Origin of the sequence: Daejeonella sp. (genome assembly GCF_036405355.1) — a bacterium.
In the GTDB taxonomy this organism is placed as follows: domain Bacteria; phylum Bacteroidota; class Bacteroidia; order Sphingobacteriales; family Sphingobacteriaceae; genus Daejeonella.
The window spans coordinates 16677-37348 of sequence record NZ_DASWXT010000053.1 but is presented as its reverse complement, the minus strand read 5'-3'; the positions used below and the strand labels follow the sequence as shown (position 1 = coordinate 37348).

The 20672-nt window shown below is 39.1% G+C and carries 19 protein-coding genes and 1 tRNA gene; 13 read left to right on the top strand and 7 right to left on the bottom strand.

Annotated elements, in window-relative coordinates:
- Window positions 1-24 precede the first annotated feature (24 nt).
- From metG to VGE44_RS06765, 3 genes are all read left to right on the top strand, one after another.
- A complete protein-coding gene (gene metG / locus VGE44_RS06775) occupies window positions 25-2124 on the top strand; it encodes a methionine--tRNA ligase (protein ID WP_414649293.1) in 2100 nt (699 codons plus the stop codon).
- 42 nt (window positions 2125-2166) lie between these two features.
- Window positions 2167-2238: transfer RNA gene (locus tag VGE44_RS06770), tRNA-Arg, on the top strand.
- A gap of 45 nt (window positions 2239-2283) precedes the next feature.
- Window positions 2284-3030: an NIPSNAP family protein gene (locus tag VGE44_RS06765; RefSeq protein WP_331077244.1), complete on the top strand. Its 747-nt coding sequence runs from the start codon at window positions 2284-2286 to the stop codon at window positions 3028-3030.
- 63 nt (window positions 3031-3093) lie between these two features.
- Here the strand turns inward: VGE44_RS06765 and VGE44_RS06760 are convergent, their stop codons facing one another.
- On the bottom strand, window positions 3094-5391 hold the full coding sequence (locus VGE44_RS06760; RefSeq protein ID WP_331077242.1) for a glycosyl hydrolase family 95 catalytic domain-containing protein: 2298 nt from the start codon (window positions 5389-5391) through the stop codon (window positions 3094-3096).
- A 38-nt stretch (window positions 5392-5429) separates the two neighbouring features.
- Window positions 5430-5774, bottom strand: a complete 345-nt coding sequence (locus VGE44_RS06755) for a sulfatase-like hydrolase/transferase (RefSeq protein ID WP_331077240.1) — start codon at window positions 5772-5774, stop codon at window positions 5430-5432.
- A gap of 144 nt (window positions 5775-5918) precedes the next feature.
- Between VGE44_RS06755 and VGE44_RS06750 the strand changes: the two genes are divergently transcribed.
- From VGE44_RS06750 to VGE44_RS06725, 6 genes are all read left to right on the top strand, one after another.
- Entirely contained in the window at window positions 5919-6305 is a 387-nt protein-coding gene (locus tag VGE44_RS06750) for a hypothetical protein (protein WP_331077238.1), read from the top strand.
- An 81-nt stretch (window positions 6306-6386) separates the two neighbouring features.
- On the top strand, window positions 6387-7076 hold the full coding sequence (locus tag VGE44_RS06745) for a hypothetical protein (protein ID WP_331077236.1): 690 nt from the start codon (window positions 6387-6389) through the stop codon (window positions 7074-7076).
- Between the two features lie 9 nt (window positions 7077-7085).
- Window positions 7086-7463: a cytochrome c gene (locus tag VGE44_RS06740; protein ID WP_331077234.1), complete on the top strand. Its 378-nt coding sequence runs from the start codon at window positions 7086-7088 to the stop codon at window positions 7461-7463.
- A 10-nt stretch (window positions 7464-7473) separates the two neighbouring features.
- Entirely contained in the window at window positions 7474-7917 is a 444-nt protein-coding gene (locus tag VGE44_RS06735) for an OB-fold protein (protein ID WP_331077232.1), read from the top strand.
- A 4-nt stretch (window positions 7918-7921) separates the two neighbouring features.
- The gene (locus VGE44_RS06730) at window positions 7922-8482 is read left to right on the top strand and encodes a YceI family protein (RefSeq protein ID WP_331077230.1); all 561 of its coding nucleotides are present in this window, start codon (window positions 7922-7924) and stop codon (window positions 8480-8482) included.
- Window positions 8483-8522: 40 nt separating this feature from the next.
- Complete coding sequence (locus VGE44_RS06725; RefSeq protein WP_331077228.1) at window positions 8523-9431, top strand: DUF5777 family beta-barrel protein; 909 nt, start codon at window positions 8523-8525, stop codon at window positions 9429-9431.
- A 147-nt stretch (window positions 9432-9578) separates the two neighbouring features.
- Here VGE44_RS06725 and VGE44_RS06720 read toward each other — a convergent pair whose 3' ends face one another.
- The gene (locus VGE44_RS06720; RefSeq protein ID WP_331077226.1) at window positions 9579-10067 is read right to left on the bottom strand and encodes a DUF6702 family protein; all 489 of its coding nucleotides are present in this window, start codon (window positions 10065-10067) and stop codon (window positions 9579-9581) included.
- A gap of 70 nt (window positions 10068-10137) precedes the next feature.
- On the opposite strand from VGE44_RS06720, the gene VGE44_RS06715 reads away from it, so the two are divergent.
- On the top strand, window positions 10138-10713 hold the full coding sequence (locus VGE44_RS06715) for a HupE/UreJ family protein (protein ID WP_331077224.1): 576 nt from the start codon (window positions 10138-10140) through the stop codon (window positions 10711-10713).
- Window positions 10714-10809: 96 nt separating this feature from the next.
- Window positions 10810-13137 carry a M1 family metallopeptidase gene (locus VGE44_RS06710; protein WP_331077222.1) on the top strand — a complete coding sequence of 776 codons (2328 nt, stop codon included), beginning with the start codon at window positions 10810-10812 and terminating at the stop codon, window positions 13135-13137.
- A 508-nt stretch (window positions 13138-13645) separates the two neighbouring features.
- Here VGE44_RS06710 and VGE44_RS06705 read toward each other — a convergent pair.
- The 4 genes from VGE44_RS06705 to pepT all read right to left on the bottom strand — a co-directional run bounded on the left by VGE44_RS06705 (window position 13646) and on the right by pepT (window position 19964).
- Window positions 13646-14668, bottom strand: coding sequence for a PIG-L family deacetylase (locus VGE44_RS06705; RefSeq protein WP_331077220.1), 1023 nt, complete (start codon window positions 14666-14668; stop codon window positions 13646-13648).
- A gap of 109 nt (window positions 14669-14777) precedes the next feature.
- Complete coding sequence (locus tag VGE44_RS06700) at window positions 14778-17648, bottom strand: outer membrane beta-barrel protein (protein WP_331077218.1); 2871 nt, start codon at window positions 17646-17648, stop codon at window positions 14778-14780.
- A gap of 64 nt (window positions 17649-17712) precedes the next feature.
- Window positions 17713-18540: a hypothetical protein gene (locus VGE44_RS06695; RefSeq protein WP_331077216.1), complete on the bottom strand. Its 828-nt coding sequence runs from the start codon at window positions 18538-18540 to the stop codon at window positions 17713-17715.
- A 170-nt stretch (window positions 18541-18710) separates the two neighbouring features.
- Window positions 18711-19964, bottom strand: a complete 1254-nt coding sequence (gene pepT / locus VGE44_RS06690; RefSeq protein ID WP_331077214.1) for a peptidase T — start codon at window positions 19962-19964, stop codon at window positions 18711-18713.
- A gap of 100 nt (window positions 19965-20064) precedes the next feature.
- On the opposite strand from pepT, the gene VGE44_RS06685 reads away from it, so the two are divergent.
- Window positions 20065-20403 (top strand): MmcQ/YjbR family DNA-binding protein, encoded by a 339-nt coding sequence (locus tag VGE44_RS06685; RefSeq protein WP_324485162.1) that lies wholly within the window; start codon window positions 20065-20067, stop codon window positions 20401-20403.
- A 9-nt stretch (window positions 20404-20412) separates the two neighbouring features.
- Window positions 20413-20667 carry a 4a-hydroxytetrahydrobiopterin dehydratase gene (locus VGE44_RS06680; RefSeq protein ID WP_324485164.1) on the top strand — a complete coding sequence of 85 codons (255 nt, stop codon included), beginning with the start codon at window positions 20413-20415 and terminating at the stop codon, window positions 20665-20667.
- Window positions 20668-20672 lie beyond the last annotated feature (5 nt).

Sequence of the window (20672 nt, the reverse complement as noted above, 5' to 3'; positions counted from 1 at the left end):
AAAAAAACATATAAAATTCTGATTTTGGGACACAATAAATTCAAAAGATATACAGTTACAGCAGCATTACCTTATACAAACGGTCCGGTACATATAGGGCATTTGGCAGGGGTTTATATTCCGGCGGATATTTATGTCAGGTATCTCAGATCAAAAGGCCGGGATGTCATTTTTGTATGCGGATCTGATGAGCACGGAGTCCCAATTACTCTTAAAGCTCGCAAGGAGGGGATACAGCCACAACAGGTTGTTGATAAATACCACAAAATCATAGGCGATTCTTTCAGGGATTTTGGGGTATCCTTTAATATTTATCATCGCACTTCTTCAGAAACTCATCATGATACTGCTGGCGGATTCTTCAGAACTCTTTATGATAAGGGTGTTTTTAATGAAGAAGAAACTGAACAATATTTTGATGAAAAAGCCGGTCAGTTTTTAGCCGACAGATATATTATCGGAACCTGTCCAAATTGTGGAAACGAGGAAGCTTACGGTGATCAATGTGAAAAGTGTGGTACTTCCCTTAGTCCGACTGAACTGATCAATCCTCGTTCAACCCTATCCGGCGCTCAGCCGGTTTTAAAGAAAACCAGAAACTGGTTTCTTCCTTTGGATAAAATGCAGCCTCAGATAGAAGCCTATATCGACTCCCATAAAGAATGGCGTGCAAATGTGTACGGCCAATGTAAATCATGGCTTAGCGGTGGCCTGCATCCGCGTGCGATGACCCGTGACCTCGAATGGGGGGTTAAAGTTCCGGTTGAAGGAGCAGACGGAAAAGTATTGTACGTTTGGTTCGAAGCACCTATCGGGTATATTTCTGGCACCAAAGACCTTTGTGATCCTGATTTAAGTGCTGAGAAAAAATCAGATTATTATTTTAATGAAGCGCTTAAGCCCACAGATGAGTGGGAGAAATACTGGTATGCTGAGGATACTAAACTGGTTCATTTCATAGGGAAAGATAATATTGTATTCCATTGTATCATATTTCCTGCAATACTGATGGCACATGGGCAGTACCACCTCCCTGATAATGTACCGGCAAATGAGTTTTTGAATCTTGAAGGTGATAAGATCTCTACATCCAGAAACTGGGCGGTTTGGTTGCATGAGTATCTTCAGGATTTTCCAAATAAGCAGGATGTATTGCGATACGTTCTAACTGCCACTGCACCCGAGACTAAAGACAATGATTTTACCTGGAAAGATTTTCAGGCGCGGAACAATAATGAACTGGTTGCAATTTTTGGAAATTTTGTGAACCGCGTTTTGGTTTTATCCCATAAGTATTTTGATGGAAAGGTATTGATGGGTTCTGAACTTACATCTGTGGATCGTGAAGTCCTGGAAGAATTGAAGGAATACCCTGCAAGGATTGCATCTTCTATTGAACAATATCGTTTCAGGGAGGCTTTGGGCGAGTTTATGAATCTGGCCCGTCTAGGAAATAAATATCTGGCGGATGCCGAACCCTGGAAACTAATTAAGACGGATGAAGAGCGGGTAAAGACAATCCTGAATATCGGTTTGCAGATTACCTCTAATCTTGCCATCCTTGCGCAGGCACTCCTCCCGTTTAGTTCCGACAAACTGTTTCAAATGCTGAATCAGGATAAACTGGAATGGGACAAAGCCGGAACTGCTGATTTGCTGCCAATCGGGCATCAGCTGAATGAGGCAAGTTTACTTTTTGAAAAGATTGAGGATGAAGCTGTTGAAGCCCAAATTAAAAAGCTGATGGATAGCAAAAATGCCAATGAACTGGCAAACAGAAAGGCTGAAGATTCTAAACCGAATATCAGTTTTGATCAGTTTGCGGCTATGGATATCCGGGTTGGGACGATTCTGGCGGCTGAAAAAGTAGCAAAAACTAAAAAATTATTAAAGCTTCAGATCGATACCGGGATAGATCAGCGTACCATTGTTTCGGGAATTGCAGAATATTTTGAACCCGAAAATATCATTGGCAAACAGGTTTCAGTATTGATCAATCTGGAGCCCCGCGAGATAAAAGGAATATTATCGCAAGGAATGATTCTAATGGCTGAAAATTCGGATGGAAATCTTAGTTTTGTGGCTCCTCCTGCAGGCATGGATAATGGCAGCGTGATAAGGTAAATGATTGGTCCCGTTTCTATGGGATAAAATATAAATAAAGAAGGTCCCGTAGTTCAACGGATAGAATAGAAGTTTCCTAAACTTTAGATGTGGGTTCGATTCCCGCCGGGACCACAAAATTTTCTAAAAGATTTAAAATCTTCTGTTTATATTTCAATCATGAAAAAATTATTAATCATTTGCCTTCTTCTGGTTTCCCAACTAAGTTTTGCTCAAAAAACAGACAACCGCTATTTCGAATTAAGAGTTTACTATTGCAATCCGGGCAAACTGGACGCTTTAATTGACAGGTTCAGGGATCATGCGGTTCCATTGTTTAAAAAGCATGGAATTGATGGACTAGGTTATTGGGTACCGACCAATAATCCGGATAATGCATTTTATTATCTGATGGCATATCCAAGCAAAGAAGCAAGGGATGCATCCTGGAAAGAGTTTGGAAAGGATCCACAATGGCAGGAAGCTGCAAAAAAATCTGAAGAAAACGGAAAATTAATTGCTCGCGCAAATATTTATTTTCTTAAGGCAACAGATTTTACACCTAAAATTAAGCCTTCAAAAGGTTCAGCAATGCGCACCTTTGAAATGCGTATATACACTGCCATGCCTGAAAAGCTTCAGAATCTTGAGAACAGATTCAGGGATCATACAATGAAGATCTTTAAGAACAATGGCATGCAGAATGTAGCTTATTTTACAACTATTGAAAAGGATCCGGCTGATCAGGCTAAACTTCTGTATTTCCTTGCATATCCGGATGAAGCAGCAGGTAAGTTAGCATGGCAAAATTTCCGTAAAGATCCAGAATGGATAAAAGCAAGCACTGCCTCTGAAGTAAACGGTAAACTGGTAGAAAAGGTGGAATCAGTATATATGAAACCTATGGACTTTTCGAAGTTAAAATAATCACATTTGAACTCATATCAATGTAAATTGGCTCTGTATTTACAGAGCCAATTTTTTGCGCTATTAAATTGCTTTTATTGCAATGCTGCTCTTAGGTTCAAAATCAATCCGGATAAAACCCGGTTCAGATTCCCTGATTTTTACTTTCCCGCTGATCTTTTGTTCAAACTTTCCAAAAGGTGATTTTACTTTAAGGCTACCACCTTTTTCTGATTGGATACTGAGTGCCTCAACTTTTCCATTCTTCTTCTCAGCACTAACCAGAAATGCACCTTCGGCCCTGAGGGTCTTGAATGATACATCGTTCCATTCGGCAGGGATTGCAGGAAATATTTCGAGAAATCCAGCATGAGACTGGATCAGCATTTCCTGTAATCCGGCAGCGAAAGCAAAGTTTCCTTCCAGAGTGAATGGACGATAAACAAAATCGGAATAACCGGATTTTGTCTGATCTCCATTTAGGTGAAAGCTGTTTGTAGAGCAAAATGCAGTGGAGAAAATAGTTAATGCTTTCGCAGCTCCATCACCATCCTTTGCTCTCGCTTTTAAGTTACCCAGCCAGGCATAGGAATACCCGCACCATAATTTCGGGCCAACATCATCCAATAATTTGATACTCGAGCGGATTATGTTTTTTGCCTGATCAGAATCCTCCCATTTGATTAATCCAAGCGGATGGATAGCCATGGTATTTGAAAAATGGCGATGAGATTCATTGTATGGAAAATCAGGAGATATCATCAGTTCATTATTGTTTGAAATAGCAAGATCAGGCAATTGCTGATAAATTTTATCCCAATGCATGGCTTCTTCCATCAGGTTCAACTCTCTTGCCAGCTCCGCAGCTGCCTTAAAATTAAACTGCATCAGTGACAGGTCGTAATTGGTTGTTTTGGTAAACCAGGCTGTACTTTTGTTATCATTGATCTCCGGACTAGAACTGATTACCAGTTTACGCTTGCCGGTTTCAGGATCGAGTATTGAAATTTGCTCCAGAAAGGTAGAAGTGGATTTTATCCAGGGATAGGCTTTATTTTTCAGGAAATCCTTATCCATACTATATCGCCATTGCAGATAATAGTGTTGCGATATCCATGCAGAGACAGTTGGAGAAAGTGAATACTGGATCCATCCACCCATTTCAGTTCCATCTAAAGTAGTCACCCCGGGTACCGCTATCCCTTCTTTGCCAAAGAATAGTTTGGTATACCGTTTATAGTTTTCCTTATTGAGTTCAAAGTGATCAAGGTAGCCCATTGCTTGTTCAAGATGATTAGCACTATAAGAAGGCCAATAGCTGAGTTGGGTATTCAAATCATGGTGAAAATCTCCTTTCCAGGGAGGGATTCGGCCATTATCAGCCGACCAGATAGCCTGTAAGGAGATTGGCGGTGCATTCTGGCGGGCCGTTGATCCAAATTTATACTGTTCCATTTCCCATTGATGCTGGAGCGTTTTATCCGGCACCTGAAGATCAGATTTAGCCCAAAAATTTGACCACCATGCCAGATGAGTCTTTCTGTTCTGATTATATCCTGCATTCAGTTTTTGCTGTAAATTCAAAAGATCCAGATTGCTTTTAAAGACATCGGGATTACTTCTGATAGTCCAGACACCCTCCACTGTTTTAGCATCAAGCCTGTTCCAGCTTACAATTACATCGTATGAGAAATCACCCCAGCCTTTCTGATGGTAAATGATACTATTGGTTTTTCTCTCGACACTTCCTTGTTTGTATCCCAATCGGCCAAGATCGTCCCCTCCAACAGGATCCCCGCTTACTTTTACTGCAGCCTGATAGGATGGTGGAATCAATTCAATATCAAAATCTCCGGATAGGTTTTCAAATCTGAACCAACCTACAGGATCTACAGCATGTATATAGGAATACAACCGCGTACCGTTCTTCCAGCTGATTTCAGATGTAGCTTCATCAAGATTTAATTTCGCATCCGAAATGCTAAATCCTTTTGTGAAACTAAACTCAATTGCTGCTCCGGGAATTTTTGTTGGGGCCGGTTCCCTGTCATAGGGATGATCAAAATATTCCTGAACCGGTTTGTAATTGTCATTCAATCTTTGTTCTACTATCCATTGGTAGCTAAACTCTTTGCGATGCAGTCCTTTCATCGGCCGGCTATCCCAAAGATCTGCACGATCTAATGCAAAGCGTATAGTTTTATCTTTCTCCCAGATCAATGAACCAATCATTCCATTTCCCTGAGGGATTGCTTCATCCCATTGCTGAGGTAAGGGATTGAAAGGATGAAGTCTGGGCTGAGCCAATACAGCAGATGTCAGAATAAAGGATATTAACAGAAAAACTAAATTGATTCTGGTTTTTTTGATGGGATTGATCATAGAAAAAATGATTATTTACTGAATTCAGGTTTTTTGTTTTAACGTACCGGCATTCTGTTCTTAACCGGACTAAGCCCTGTTTTTGACAAATTACCTAAAGTACCCGAAAATTCAATCCATTTTGGATAGGTACCGCTCAGCAATCCCGAACCCGGTGAGGTGCAATTTGCCTGAGCTGAGTAGAATTGGGTAAACAATATGAATTTCTTTTGAAACTGATTGAAATTGGGAGTTTGATATGCATTTGCTCCCTTTATACCAATATCTCCATAAGCCATATCATCAATGTAGATAAGAATATTATTAGGTTTCTGGTTCTGAGAAATCGCATTGGATGTAAACAGAAGCATTGTGGTACAAAAGAGCAGAGTAATTTTTAACATTCTCATTTTAAATGTTGATTGATATTTCCTGACTTAAAGAATCGTCATGAATCAGAGATCCATCCTTAATCATTCTTAAATATAATCACGGTATAATATTTGTTACAATATAAACGTTATTTGATTTTATTTGAACCAATCGGGGTGAAAAAGATTCTTTTCATAACTCTTTTATCTGTTCATCTGCTGGGAAACACTGATTTCATTCAGGTGGTTCGACTGCCTATGTTATTGGTCCATTATCAAAACCACCTCAAAGAAAATAATCGTCTTGATCTGATCTATTTTCTGAGTTCACATTATAGTTCACAAGGTGATGGAATAAGTTCTGATGATAAAGAGGAGAAGGAAATGCCTTTTATGCAGAACAATCAAAGGAGTATAACTATCAGCCTGGTCAATTTGTCTGATTTGTTTCTGGTACCGCCCGCGTTTAAATATTTAAATACTAAACATACCATTTTTCAACAGTTCTATATCTCTGATATTCATACGCTCTCTTTGTTGAGACCCCCGATTAGCCTGAGCTAAGTTTTAAGCTTTTTTAACATTCTTACCAACCTTTCTTTTATTAATTAAGCAGCTTTTTATTCGCTTTTATTAATCTTTTGTATGAAAAAATACATCATTTTTTCTGTGCTTTTTGCATGGATTACTTTCTCATATACTTCATGTAAGCATGAAGTTCCGACTCTATCTGAACTTGAGTCACAGTTGCCGGCTGTTTCGGTATCATGCAGTACCGACACCGTTTATTTTGCCAACACTATTCAACCCTTGCTGATCTCAAATTGTGCAATGAGTGGCTGCCATGATGCGATAAGTCATAAGGAAGGGATTAACCTTACTACCTACAGCGGGGTAATGAGGGAGGTAAAATTAGGCAATGCCGCTAAAAGCAGTTTATATAAATCGATGATTGAAACCGGCAATGATCGAATGCCCCCGCCACCGGCAGCGGCCTTTACATCTACGCAATTAGCTCAGGTAAGAACCTGGATTAATCAGGGGGCAAGAAACAACGGTTGCAGCAGCTGTGATTCAAGCAGTTTTAAATTCGCTGCTAACATTAAACCAATAATCGCCAATAAATGTCAGGGCTGTCATAATCCTAATTCCCTTGGGGGTGGTATAGATCTTTCTACCTACAATACAATTAAAGCATCAGCAACGAGCGGAAAACTGTATGGTTCAATTACCTGGGCAAGCGGATTTTCAAAAATGCCACAAGCCGGAAAACTTCCAACCTGCGAGATTAGCCAGATTAAGAAATGGATTGATGCGGGATCTTTAAACAATTAAAATAATAACATGAAAAATATATTTAAACTCTCCGGAATTCTGCTCATTCTTTTTCTGCTAAATTCCTGTTATTACGATAAAGAAGACCAGCTATATCCCTCATCAGGTATTTGCGATACCAGTATTCCTGCAACCTACACTGCAACTATTGTACCCATGCTTCAGCAGTATTGTTATAGTTGCCATGGAGGCACTGCCACATTGGGAGGCGGCATACCGATGGGTACCTATGCCTCAGATAGAGCCATGGCAATAAATGGATCACTTTATGGTTCAATTGCACATGCATCAGGCTACTCAGCAATGCCAAAAGGCGGCAATAAGCTAACTGCCTGTCAGTTAGCTAAGGTCAAACAATGGGTTGACGGGGGTTGTTTAAACAATTAATGAAAATGTCATGAAATATAAAATAATACTACTTGCCACGGCACTGATCGTTATTGCTGCCGGAGCATATTTTTATGTTAATCGCAAGACTCAATCGCTGACTGATAGTAAGGCAGATTATAAAGTAAGTGCAATTAAGTTCCTCGAAGATTATAACTCTGATCAGGTTCTGTCTGATAAGAAATATCTCGGTAAAATCATTCAGGTTGATGGAAATCTTAAAGACATAGAGAAAGATGATAAAGGGTTTCTGACGTTTGTTTTAGGCGATCTCACATCCATGTCGTCGGTAAGGTGCAGTATTGACACAACGGTGGTCATTGATGAATCTTCCTATCCTGTTGGAACTGTAGTATCACTAAAGGGAGAATGTACAGGTTTTAATGCCGATGACCTTGGCTTGGGTGCTGATATAGTACTTAATCGTTCAGTAATTATTCAAAGTAAAAATTAAGATTATGAAAAAGATTCTTTTAGTTGCCATAGTACTATTCCTTGGAGCATCTGCAAATGCTCAGGACAAATATTTTACAAAAAATGGAACCATAACTTTTGATGCTACGACCTCAACTTCACCCGAAAAGGTTGCTGCAGTCAACAAGTCTGTAACCTGTGTATTAGACAGTAAAACAGGCAATACCCAGTTTTCTGTTTTAATGAAGGGCTTTGAGTTCGAGCAGGCCCTGATGCGCGAACATTTTCACGAAAACTATCTTGAAAGTGAGAAATTTCCAAAAGCCCTGTTTAAAGGTCAGATTATAAATCCTTCTCAGATTAATTATTCCAAAAATGGCATTTATGATGTCAATGTAAAGGGTCAGCTTACAATACATGGTCAAACAAAGGATGTCGAAACCAATGGGAAGGTTTCGGTTAACGATGGGAAAATTTCCATTGCAGCAAAGTTTGCAGTTCTTCTGAATGATTATGGAATTGAGGTTCCCCGTTTGGTATCGGATAAGCTTGCAAAATCAGCCAGTATAAAAGTGGATTGCAGTCTGCAGGTACTTGGTAATTAATCAATCCCACATATACATGAATAAATAAACAATTGTTTATATGAAAAGAATTGGCAATACACTAATAGTGCTGACACTACTTTTACTTGCTTGGACTAAAGTGAGTGCTCAGGAAGAAGATCTGTTAAAACTTGTAGGAGAGGATAAGCCTGAAAAAGAGATTGTAAAAAATGCATTCAAGGCTACCCGGGTTATAAATTCCCAGTCGATGGAATTCCTGTCTCCGGGAACAATGGACTTTATTATTCTACACCGCTTTGGCCAGATCAGCGAAGGCATGAGTAATTTTTTTGGCCTGGATCAGGCAAGTATGAGAATGGCTCTTGATTTTGGCCTGAGGGATAATCTGATGGTGGGAATAGGAAGAAGTACCTATAAAAAGGAAGTAGATGGCTTTGTCAAGTATGCACCGGTCAGGCAATCGACCGGGGCGAATAGTTTCCCTGTAACTATTGCAATTTCCGGGGGTACCACATTGAATACTTTGCCATGGTCTGATCCTGCCAGGCAGAATTATTTTACCTCCAGAATGGCTTATTATACTCAGTTAATCATTGGCAGAAAGTTCAGTGATAAATTTAGCCTGCAGCTGAGTCCTACGATGGTACATCAGAATCTGGTGGCCAGCTCAAGCATGCCTAATGATGTTTTTGCAGCCGGTATTGGTGGCCGCTATAAGGTGTCAAAAAGGATGGCATTAACATGGGATTACTCCTATCTGTTATATGGAGTTGACATGGAGCTCTATAATAATCCGCTATCAATTGGCGTCGATATTGAAACCGGTGGTCACGTTTTTCAACTGCATTTTTCAAATTCAACAGGAATGAATGAAAGAGCATTTCTCACTGAAACTACCGGAAGCTGGGACAAAACCGAAATCAGATTTGGATTTAATTTATCCAGAATGTTCCAGCTGAAGAAAAAGAAGGATGAAGCAAAAGAATGATTTACGAATTAAAAATAGATAACCCCTGATTTAATTACTTAATCAAGGGTTATTTATAAAAAAAATATTAATCAGCTTGGCAAAGCTCATTTCTCAAAAAAATATCAGCTTCAGCCCATTATAATATATGAAGTAGTTTATATATTCTTAAAATGTCAATCTGCCACTTTCATTTCCCTTAATGAGAATAAGACTCTTCGGTTTCTTATCCAGATAAAAATTGATAATATTTTGCTGACTGTCAAAATGCTTGTGAAGAATACTGTTTCTGACATCAACTTTTTGAGGTCTGGGAATTTGTTTTGCCTCAAGATAAAACCAGGCGGCATCTTCTTCAATCTCATAGCCGAGATAGTTTAATTCTGCTTTTTTTCCATTCACTGAAATTGTGTTGTTCTGCAGTATATATTGCTTGAGTTTTCTGTCCATATCTGCCTGGTCTTTTGGTTTTAAAAAATCAATTTTTCCGCCATATAAGTCGGTCAGTTCTGATTCAAGATCATCCCAGAAAATTTTTTGTGAGATCTCCAGACTGCTTTCCTTTGCATTGTATTTTATTTCGGTGAGACTTATATAGAATGGATGAAATAAGCTTTGAAAGAGCAGAAATACTGAAAATATATAATTGTAAAACATAATGCCTGATATTTGCTGCAAATTATGGATATTCTGAATAGGCTCAGTTATTATTTAACAATCTGATTTAATGGGACAGTTTGAACTTTATTTCCGGCTTGGATTAAACCACATTCTTGATCTTGCAGGATTTGACCATATTCTGTTTGTTGTAGTACTATGCAGTTTATATTCTATTTCAGATTGGAAACGCATTATCATTTTAGTTACAGCGTTTACTATCGGACATTCGGTAACTTTGGGACTTGCAACCTTTCAACTGCTAAATATCGATTCGGGTCTGGTTGAATTTTTAATACCTGTAACTATATGCATTACAGCCGCCGGAAACATTCTTAATCCTAAATCATCTAAAGGAATACAAGTCAATTATTTTTTTGCAATTTTTTTTGGTCTGATCCATGGCCTTGGCTTTTCCAATTACCTTAAGGCATTGTTAGGCAATGAGGTATCCTTATTGAATCCACTTTTTGCATTTAATATCGGACTTGAGGCTGGTCAGTTACTGATTGTATTGCTTTTCCTTCTTTTTTCGCTGATTCCCTTGAAGATCTTCAAAGTGAATCAAAAGCAATGGACTATTGTAGTTTCTGCGATAATTCTTGGAATGGCAATTATGATGATGATTGATTCGAAGTTTTGGTGAGTATTTTCTTTAAATATTAAGCAATACTTATCTTAGCAGGTATATTATCCCAGGATCCCTGAATTTAATATCAATTCTATTAACCCTTTATCAGAAATGAAACGAATATCAATTGCATTAGCAGTTTTATTGCTTTGCGGACTTCAAGGTATAGCTCAGCAGACAGAGCAAAACCATGCTGAACGATTTGAACAATTAGGTGGTACTCTTCGTTCTCCTAATGTTTATAGAACGGCATCAGGAGCACCGGGTCATATGTACTGGCAGCAAAAAGCAGATTATGAAATCGAAGTTGAACTGAATGACGAGAATCAATCAATAAAAGGCTGGCAAAAGGTCACGTATCATAATTATTCTCCGGATCCGCTGTCCTATTTATGGATTCAGCTTGATCAGAATGAAAGAGCTAAGGATTCAAATACACCCAAAGTTGCTGAAAGTAAAATCTCTCAGAATATGTCAATGACACAGCTTCAGGGGATTTTATGGCATAATCAGGATCTTGGTTACAAGATAATCTCAGTTAAGGATATATCAGGCCGGGATATTCCTGTAACAATTAATAAAACAATGATGAGGGTAAACCTTCCTGAGCCTCTTAAACCCGGTGCGAAAATGGAGTTCACAATTGACTGGACTTTCAATATTCATGACAGGATCAGTTTTATAGGTGGCCGGCCGGGATATGAATATTTTGAGAAAGATGGAAATTACCTGTATACTATGGCTGAATGGTTCCCAAGAATGGCAGTTTACTCTGATTTTCAGGGTTGGCAAAATAAGCAATTCATGGGTAAGGGTGAGTTTGCGCTAACTTTTGGGGATTACAAGGTTAAAATTACAGTTCCTGCTGATCATATGGTTGGAGCTACCGGAGTGCTGCAAAACCCTAAATCGGTTTTGAGTCAAACTGAGTTACAAAGATGGGAAGAAGCAAAGAAAAGTTATGATAAACCGGTAATCATACGTACACAGTCGGAAGCTGAAAAGCTGGAAAAAGGCAGATCAAAAGATAAAAAGAGCTGGATCTATCATGCAGAAAATGTCCGGGATTTTGCCTGGACCTCCTCACGCAAGTTGATTTGGGATGCTATGGCTGTAAAACAGCAGAACAGGGATGTGATGGCCATGTCATATTATGGCAAGGAGGGAAACCCATTATGGGAGCAGTACTCTACTAAAGTTGTTGCACATACAATTAAATCATACGGTGCAAAAACTTTTGATTATCCATATCCTGTGGCTATTTCTGTGGAAGCCTCTAACGGGATGGAGTACCCAATGATTTGCTTCAATTATGGCCGTCCGGATGCTGATGGAACTTATTCTGATGCGATTAAGTACGGAATGATTTCTGTGATTATACATGAAGTCGGGCATAATTTCTTCCCAATGATTGTCAACTCTGACGAACGTCAATGGACCTGGATGGATGAGGGTCTGAATACCTTTATGCAGTTTATGGCTGAACAGGAATGGGATAGAAACTATCCGTCAAGAAGGGGACCGGCTCATAAAATAGTGCCTTACATGAGGAGCGAGAAACATCTTCTTGAGCCAATTATGACCAATTCTGAAAATATTATTCAATTTGGTCCGAATGCTTATGCAAAGCCAGCAACAGCATTAAACATTCTGAGGGAAACAGTTATGGGAAGGGACTTATTTGATTTTGCCTTCAAGCAATACGCTAAGCGCTGGATGTTCAAGCATCCTACACCCGATGATTTTTTCAGAACAATGGAAGATGCATCAGCCATTGATCTTGATTGGTTTTGGAGAGGCTGGTTCTTCAAAACAGAACCGGTTGATATTTCATTAGAATCCGTAAACTGGTTTAAACTTGATAACCGAAATCCGGCAGAAAAAAAATCTGATGCTAAGAAAGTATTTGACAGAGAAGAGAGTTATGTAAGTAAAAATAATAACCTTAAAGATAATCCTAGTACAGTGGTTGAGTCAGATCCGGCGACCCGCGATTTTTATAACTCTTATAATCCGTTCAGTGTCACTCCCGATGATGAAAAGTCATACTCGGAGTTTGTAGCAAGATTAAGTCCTAAGGAAAAGGAATTACTAAACAGCAATCTGAATTTCTATGAACTCAGATTTAAAAATGTTGGAGGTCAGGTAATGCCTCTGATCATTCAGTTTAATTTTACTGATGGTAGTTCAGAAATTGAAAGAATCCCGGCCGAAATATGGAGGTTAAATGAATCAGAGGTATCAAAAGTGTTTGCTAAAAATAAGGAAGTTAAGAGCATTGTACTTGACCCCTTTCGTGAAACTGCAGATATTGATGAAGAAAATAATTATTTGCCCAGGAAATTTCTTCCAAGCAGATTTGAGCTTTTTAAAGGTAACCCGGGTGCAAGGGGAGTTTCAAGCGGAGATAATCCAATGAAGAAAGCCAAGAAGAACTAAATTTAATTAGCCTGATTTCGATATAAGGAAGGGTAAAAAATGCGGTTATAATTCATCATAAAAGGCTCTGGAGCCACAATGATTTGATTTTGGAAATCAATGCCTGTGTGTGATAGGGGCTGGTTCAGTCCTTTCCTGCGGAGTATTTCCGGCAAGAAATCGCGTTCTGGTTCAAATTACGAATAGCCGGAAGATACCTCCTCCGGCAAGGTTTATTTTACCCTGGGCTGCTTTTCATCGGAATGGACAGACTGGCAATATAATCATCTGCTGGTGTGCGCGTGCCGCGCGTTCCAGAAATTAATAAAGAATCACACGCGACACGCGTGCTCTAGCAAGTGCAGAACACGGGAATTCGAGACCGAAGAATCACAGACCTTTCTTTATAAAACAAAAGAAAATCAATCAATATAATTAGTCTCGCAAGATTTTATATCGAACTCAGCTTAAATAGAAAAAAGCCCTGATGAATAAATTTATCAGGGCTTTTCATTAATAATGTTTCTGCTTACTTAGGAACTGCGTTTTTCGCAATATAATCGGGTAAAACGGAAACCGGATTACCAATATAATGGTAAGCTTCAGCCCATTCCAGTCCGTACTTCTTACCTACTTCCCGGTCTGATGGAGTACCTCTTTGAGTTAAAGAGTCTTTATCAAGCACAAAATGCTTCACATAGTTAAAGTCTGCAGATTCATCCGTATCCCCAAGTATTGGTAATTTTTTACCTTGTTCAGCAAGTCTCTTTCTGATTCTTGAGCCATTATTACCTCCTGGGCCCTGAGTAGTGATTACCACGTTGCTTTCAACCTTTTTATCAATATGTTTCGATATGTCAACGATCCGGTTTACCAGTTGGGGACCCCTCGCGAAATAATAGCGCTCTTTTACACCGTAAGGTTTAACTGCATCCAGTTGTTCAGGATAATCGACACTACCCGACATCCACCTTGCAGCTTCAACCGCCTGGGCAGTTACATAATGATCCGGATTTTCTTCGTAATGTCCCCATGGATCATAACTGAAAATGGTATCCACTTTCAAAAGTCTGAACAGGAATATTAGTCTTCCCTTTATTTCCTGGGTATTATATTCATCCATACGATGGTTACGGTAGCCAAGATTATATACTTTTTTAAGTCCCAGGACTTTGGCCACTTTATCATTATCCCTTTCATTATTCAGAACCCTGTCACCATCGGTTCCGCCACCTGCGGCGTCATCATTTGTGGTTCTGATCAGATAACCGGTATAGCCTTCGCTAATCAGTTTTGCAATGGTGCCGCCTGCAAATAAAGTAGAGTCGTCAACATGCGGTTGGATTACTGCTAGAACTTTTCCCTCATGGGGTCTTCCGGATACACTTCTCTCGATAACAATTCCATCATCTTCTGCCATTTTATTGGCTTCGGTTTCAGTTTTAGGGGCAATTTCAGCTGCCTTTGCTTCTGAGCCCAGCAGGGTAGCGTACGTTGCCGGTATTATTGCACCAGCTGCCAGTCCACTGCTTATAAATTTTCTTCTTTCCATATTAGACTAATTTCTATTTCTAATATAGATATTCCTGAGTTTATAAAAGTTTATAAATAAAAAAGCTGCCCCTATGAGGTGGCAGCTTTAAAAAAGATTTTTCGGAATATCAGAAGTTTCCCTGACCACCCATTCCAGGTCTCATTCCGGGACCGCCCATACCAGGCCTCATGCCAGGGCCCATTTGCTGCTGCTCTGGTTGTTTACCACTAAATTTTTGCAATCTCATCGTAAAGCTTAACATGAAATACCGTGACAAGCGATTGCTCTGGCTATCAGTAATCACATTTCCTGTTACAGAACGGGAAACACTTGTATTTTCATTGAGCAGGTCAAATCCCTGAAATCTTAAGGAAGCACGTTTATCTTTAAAGAATTGCTTTTCGAGATAAGTATTGATAATAAATGGATTAACGGCTAAAGAGCTGCTGTATCCATTATTAAATGACTTACTGAGATCGGAACCAAGCAACCATGTTTTCAGAAAGTAAACCCTGCTGTTAAAATTCAGTGAGTAGGTTGAAACCTTCGTATTATTATTGGTAATGGCATCATTCGTATTGGTATTTAAGCTGTATCTCAATCCCGGATTGAATTCAAGATTCTTGTTTGGATTGATTTGCATATTCAGACCCTGCGAAAAGATCCAGTTCTTACCGATATTCTTTACATTATCAGTGTAGGAAATGTTGTTAATATAATTCGCTGATCCATTGAATGAGAACACATATTTCTTTTCTTTGAAAGGTTTGGAAAAATTATAGAAGGCATTGGCTGTATAATAACCATCTGTATTGAGGTAGCGGGTTTCCTGAACCAGACCAACAGCCGGATCCATAGAACGGACAATGTTGGAAACGATTTTATTTTCAGTATAGTTACCTGATAAATTAAAGAACAATACGTCCCCTGAATTGAAATTAAAGTTGTTGTATCTGAAGACCATGATATGGGTGAATTCAGCTCCAAGATTTGGATTTCCATAAACAGGGTACTGTGGGTTTGAAATATCCGGTGTTGGTTGTAACTGAATATAAGTTGGCTCATTTGCCCGGCCAAAGTAAAATGCATTTACTGCCCTCGTCCTTGAGAAATTATAGGAGTAACGTGCAGATGGGATAATGTTAAAGCCCGTATTTCTGTTTGGAGTAGTTACACCATTAACCACGGATCTGCCCTCCAGAACACTGGGCTGAGCACTTAGACCAAACGAATAATTGTACTTTTTCTCATTAAACCTGTAATTCACTCCAAACCTGTTGGTACTGAATGAATAATTAAAATCATTGCTCAGGCTTATATTGTAGCTTGATGATCCACCAGGGCTAATATCATAGGTTTCCCTTTCATTTCTGTAGGTTGTAGTACTATGATTATAATTGAACTCCAGATTTGACTTTAAGCTAAGCGGCTCATTATAAGATAGATTTGTATTAATATTGGAGTTTCTGTTGTTATCGTATAATTCCTGATTTCTGTAAACATTGGTATTTCCGCCCCCGACAATATAGTTGATATATTGAGTTAGCTGATCATCTTCCTGTTTGGTTTTGGCATTATTGGCTGAAGCGAATAAGGATAGATTTCTTCCTCTTTTTTTAAGACGATGGTTTAATAATAGGGTTGCTCCGAAATTTGGATTTTTTGAATCCGTAGTATTGAGTGTTGTACCGTCTGAGCTTAGCCGACCATTATCATATTGTAAATAGCTTGTATTTCCGTTATCAACCGATGATCCATAGCTGAACGAAGGACTGAATTTAATGAAGTTTACACTGTCGGGGCGGTATTCAAGATTCCAGCCAAAGCGGTGATTATTGTTGATCAGATTTTTTAATGAATTCTGATTAGTTGAGATCAGTGAATTCTGAAAATTGTTTTGCTGCAGTTGGTCACTGATAACGTCGTTATCCCGATTCGAAAAACTATAATTCCCGTATGAACTTACTTTTTTACCATAATCTTTACGATAATTAAGTCCGATGGATCCAACAGAAGTGAGTCCATCACTGTTGTTCCCGCCCTGGGTGCCACCACCACCTTGCATACCACCACCCTGGAAGCGCATACCACCGCCACCACCACCACCGACATTTTGTACACGGGCACCACCACCACCACCACCAAATCCACCACCACCACCGAAATTGAATACCGAGCTATTGGTATTGTTCAGATTCCCAATAAAAGAGAACTGTTCAGAGTTATTATAGGTATTAGCCGTAAGTGAAGCCTGATAGCGTTCTTTATCACCACCCCCAACTGTACCTCTTGCGAAATAACCTTTGTTTTTATCTGCCCTGATTGTGAAGTTCAGAATCTTTTCAGGATCTCCGTTTCTGATCCCGGTCAGGTTTGCCTGATCGCCATAATCGTCAATGATTTGAGCAGATTCAAGGATATCAGCAGGAAGTTGCTGGGTAGCTGTTTTAACATCGCCACCAAAAAAATCTTTTCCATTTACCCTTACCCTTGTAATTGCTTTACCCTGAGCAGTCACATTCCCATCTTTATCCACCTCAACTCCCGGTAGTTTCTTTAGAAGATCCTCAGCCAGTGCATTTTCCCGGAGTGGGTAATCAGATGCTCTGTAGACGATTGTATCCTCTTTTATGGTAACTGAAGGAGTACCTGAAATAACAATTTCTGAAAGCACCCTGCTCTCTGCTTTCAGGCTGATTGGGTCTAATTTGATCGGCGTGTCTCCGTCTTTGTATAAAAACCGTTTATTTAAGGGCCTGTAGCCTAAACTTGAAACAGTTAAAAGGAAGGTTGAAGATTTAACCCCTTTGAAAATAAAGTTTCCATCAGCATCAGTTCTTGTTAATAAAGTGTCTTTGCCGGCAATGTATTTCACTGTAGCTGCGATGATACTGGTACCCGTGGAATCCTGTACCACTCCACTTATATCACGACTTGTTTGTGCAAATGCACTGTAGCTAATAAATAAGCCGAAAATTAAGGGTAACAGTTTTTTCATATTTGTTCTTATTTGGTTTAAAGTTTTTTTTTGAATTCCTGATTTTCTTGTTCAGGAAACATGTTTATTGTTTTACTGCCAAAGAGCTCTTTATAAAAAACTCTGTTGATGTGGATATTCTGGCTGGAGGGTAATTTCTGGAAGGCATCCCTCCATACATCCCACCATAGTTTCTGCCATATCTTCCGTTATATCTGCCACCGTATCTGCCTCCGTACATATCATCAAAGGCATTCATATCTCTTTGCTGAACAGCCGCTGGTCCCTGAAATCCATTGATTCTGATACCATAGGTTATTGGTTCAGTTCTTCCCGGCTCAATACCCAGTAACCGGATTGGTATCGCTATTTCCTGAATCAGGTTATTTTTTGAATCAAATGCAGCAGCAGCTTTTATTCCATAGGTATTGTAAAGCGAAATACCCCCATCAATAATTTCTTTGAATCCATCCACCCTGATTTCTTTGATTCTTTCAAGAATCCTTCTTTGAATCTCTTCAGGCTCAGGTGGTTCTGCTTCATTTAGCTTTTTTCCCGGTGTGCGGTCGAGGAGTGGAAAGGTCACCATTGCCGGAATTTTCTTATTTTCAATGTTGGCTGAGAAACTTATTCCTCTTGCCAGAATCCGGGTTAAACTTTCTGGTGCCCCATTTTTTATTGCCAGGTAGATGTTTTCATCATCATTGGAGAGGTTATAATAAAGTTTGGTGGCATCGTTATAGAGAGTAAGACTATCATTCCAGTCATTTAGCTGGCCGTCAATTAGAATTGGTTTATCAGCCCATAGTGATTTTATCAGCTCTGCTTTTTTTTGCGAATACGCAGGCAAATAACCGAATAGAAATATGGATAATGAGAGAAAAAAAAATAAGTTTTTGATTTTTGTCTTCATACGATTTTTAGACTAGGTGTGTGATAAAGGTTTAATGGGATTCGTAATGATTTCATTACAATTGTTATTATATACGATCCTTGCAATGTTCTGAATCTGTAAAGATACATTAGGCAGCTCAGCAGCTATGTCAATTTGTGTTAAGATCTTAATTATTAGAAGGTTTGGTTTTAACTCTTCTCCTCCCAGATCAATGCCAGATTGATAATAGTTTGAACAGCCTTTTGCATGTCCTGAACAGATACCCACTCTTGTTTTCCATGAAAGGCATGCTCTCCGGCAAATATATTCGGGCAGGGTAAGCCCATGAATGAGAGCCTGGAACCGTCTGTTCCTCCTCTGATGCTCTGTAGTCTGGCTGTTAATCCGCTTCGTTCAATAGCTTCTATTCCTGCCTGAACAATTTGCGGATATTGGTCAAGAACCGATTTCATGTTCCGGTATTGCTCCTCCAAAATAAATTCATATCCTGAACCTGGATAAGCCTTCAAAATTTTCTGTACAATTTGTTCCAGAATCAACTCATGGCTTTTTAATAATTCCGTTTTAAAATCACGGATAATGAATTCAATACTTGCCTGTTCTACCGAACCATTTATTGAAACAGGGTGTATGAAACCATCTTTACCCGAGCTGCTCTCAGGTGAAAGAAATTCCTTTGGTAAGGCTGAAACAATCTCTGAAGCTATTTTTATAGCACTTTCCATCTTGTTTTTGGCAAATCCTGGATGAGCACTTACACCCTGAATAATTAACTTAACACCATCTGCTGAGAAGGTTTCATTCTCAATAGAACCAGAAGTTTCACCATCGATTGTATAGGCAAAATCGGCACCAAGTTTTTTGAGATCTACTTTGTCAACTCCTCTTCCTATTTCTTCATCTGGTGTGAAGAGAATCTTTATTTCACCATGTTTATACTCAGGATGGGAAATCAGGAACTTAGCCGCATCCATAATTTCGGCTATCCCAGCTTTATTATCAGCACCTAATAACGTAGTTCCGCTTGCAGTTATGATGTCATTACCAATCTGATCTTTCAGGTCAGGGTGATCCTTCATTCGAAGGATCTGATTGGGATCATCAGGAAGAATAATATCCTGTCCCTGATAATTGTTATGAATAATAGCTTTCACATTCTCTCCGCTGCAATCGGGAGAAGTATCCATATGGGAGCAGAAACAAATAACAGGCACTTTTTTATCGGTATTTCCCGGGATACTTGCATAAACATACCCATACTGGTCTAAATGAGCATCTTTCAAGCCCATTTCGAGTAATTCACAGACTAATAAAGCACCAAGATTTTTTTGTTTTTCGGTAGAAGGAAAGCTGTTAGAAGCCGGGTCGGATTGGGTATCAATTGCAGTATATCTTAAAAATCGCTCTGTAACAGTATAGCTTATATTTTCGCTTAAGGTCATTTTTGTTTAATTTTATAATTGGCTCTGCGAAATTAATCATTACCAACCTTATTGAGGAAATGATTTGTCCTGAGAGTATTCAAGACTTGTTACCCCGAAAATGAACATTGAAAGTTTAAGAGATTATTGCCTTTTAAAGCCAGGAGTTACTGAAACTTTTCCTTTCGGTGAAGACACGCTGGTGTTCAAACTGGCAGATAAGATCTTTTTGCTTTGCGGACTTGATAATCCGGATCGTTTCAATGTGAAATGTGATCCGGAAAGAGCAGTATCACTTCGGGAAGAGTATGAGGAAGTACAGCCAGGCTACCATATGAATAAAACCCACTGGAATACTGTATTTATGAATGGGCGATTAAGTGATATTCAGTTAAAGGAAATGATCGATCATTCTTACGACCTCATATTAAAAAGCCTGCCCAAAAACAAGCGATTTTAAGATTTTATTATGGAATGGATAGAAGTCAGGGATATTGAAAAGGGGGAGGAATACCTTAAAAAGGAATTCAAATTCAAGGATTTTATTTCTGCCTGGGCATTTATGAATAAGGTTGCTCTTATCGCCGAAAAATCAGGTCATCATCCGGATTGGTCCAATTCATATAATAAGGTAATTATTATGTTGAGCTCTCATGATGCCGGTAATAAAATTACAGAAAAGGACAGGAATCTTGCCGATCTTATCGATAAGCTTGGGCATTGATCTTA

Coding starts and splice junctions, on each gene's coding strand:
- VGE44_RS06745 (WP_331077236.1), top strand. CDS start 6,387: ATGAAAAAATACATCATTTTTTCTGTGCTTTTTGCATGGATTACTTTC.
- VGE44_RS06685 (WP_324485162.1), top strand. CDS start 20,065: ATGAACATTGAAAGTTTAAGAGATTATTGCCTTTTAAAGCCAGGAGTT.
- VGE44_RS06765 (WP_331077244.1), top strand. CDS start 2,284: ATGAAAAAATTATTAATCATTTGCCTTCTTCTGGTTTCCCAACTAAGT.
- VGE44_RS06715 (WP_331077224.1), top strand. CDS start 10,138: ATGGGACAGTTTGAACTTTATTTCCGGCTTGGATTAAACCACATTCTT.
- pepT (WP_331077214.1), bottom strand. CDS start 19,964: ATGACCTTAAGCGAAAATATAAGCTATACTGTTACAGAGCGATTTTTA.
- VGE44_RS06680 (WP_324485164.1), top strand. CDS start 20,413: ATGGAATGGATAGAAGTCAGGGATATTGAAAAGGGGGAGGAATACCTT.
- VGE44_RS06720 (WP_331077226.1), bottom strand. CDS start 10,067: ATGTTTTACAATTATATATTTTCAGTATTTCTGCTCTTTCAAAGCTTA.
- VGE44_RS06705 (WP_331077220.1), bottom strand. CDS start 14,668: ATGGAAAGAAGAAAATTTATAAGCAGTGGACTGGCAGCTGGTGCAATA.
- VGE44_RS06735 (WP_331077232.1), top strand. CDS start 7,474: ATGAAATATAAAATAATACTACTTGCCACGGCACTGATCGTTATTGCT.
- VGE44_RS06730 (WP_331077230.1), top strand. CDS start 7,922: ATGAAAAAGATTCTTTTAGTTGCCATAGTACTATTCCTTGGAGCATCT.
- VGE44_RS06725 (WP_331077228.1), top strand. CDS start 8,523: ATGAAAAGAATTGGCAATACACTAATAGTGCTGACACTACTTTTACTT.
- VGE44_RS06740 (WP_331077234.1), top strand. CDS start 7,086: ATGAAAAATATATTTAAACTCTCCGGAATTCTGCTCATTCTTTTTCTG.
- VGE44_RS06710 (WP_331077222.1), top strand. CDS start 10,810: ATGAAACGAATATCAATTGCATTAGCAGTTTTATTGCTTTGCGGACTT.
- VGE44_RS06695 (WP_331077216.1), bottom strand. CDS start 18,540: ATGAAGACAAAAATCAAAAACTTATTTTTTTTTCTCTCATTATCCATA.
- VGE44_RS06755 (WP_331077240.1), bottom strand. CDS start 5,774: ATGTTAAAAATTACTCTGCTCTTTTGTACCACAATGCTTCTGTTTACA.
- VGE44_RS06700 (WP_331077218.1), bottom strand. CDS start 17,648: ATGAAAAAACTGTTACCCTTAATTTTCGGCTTATTTATTAGCTACAGT.
- VGE44_RS06760 (WP_331077242.1), bottom strand. CDS start 5,391: ATGATCAATCCCATCAAAAAAACCAGAATCAATTTAGTTTTTCTGTTA.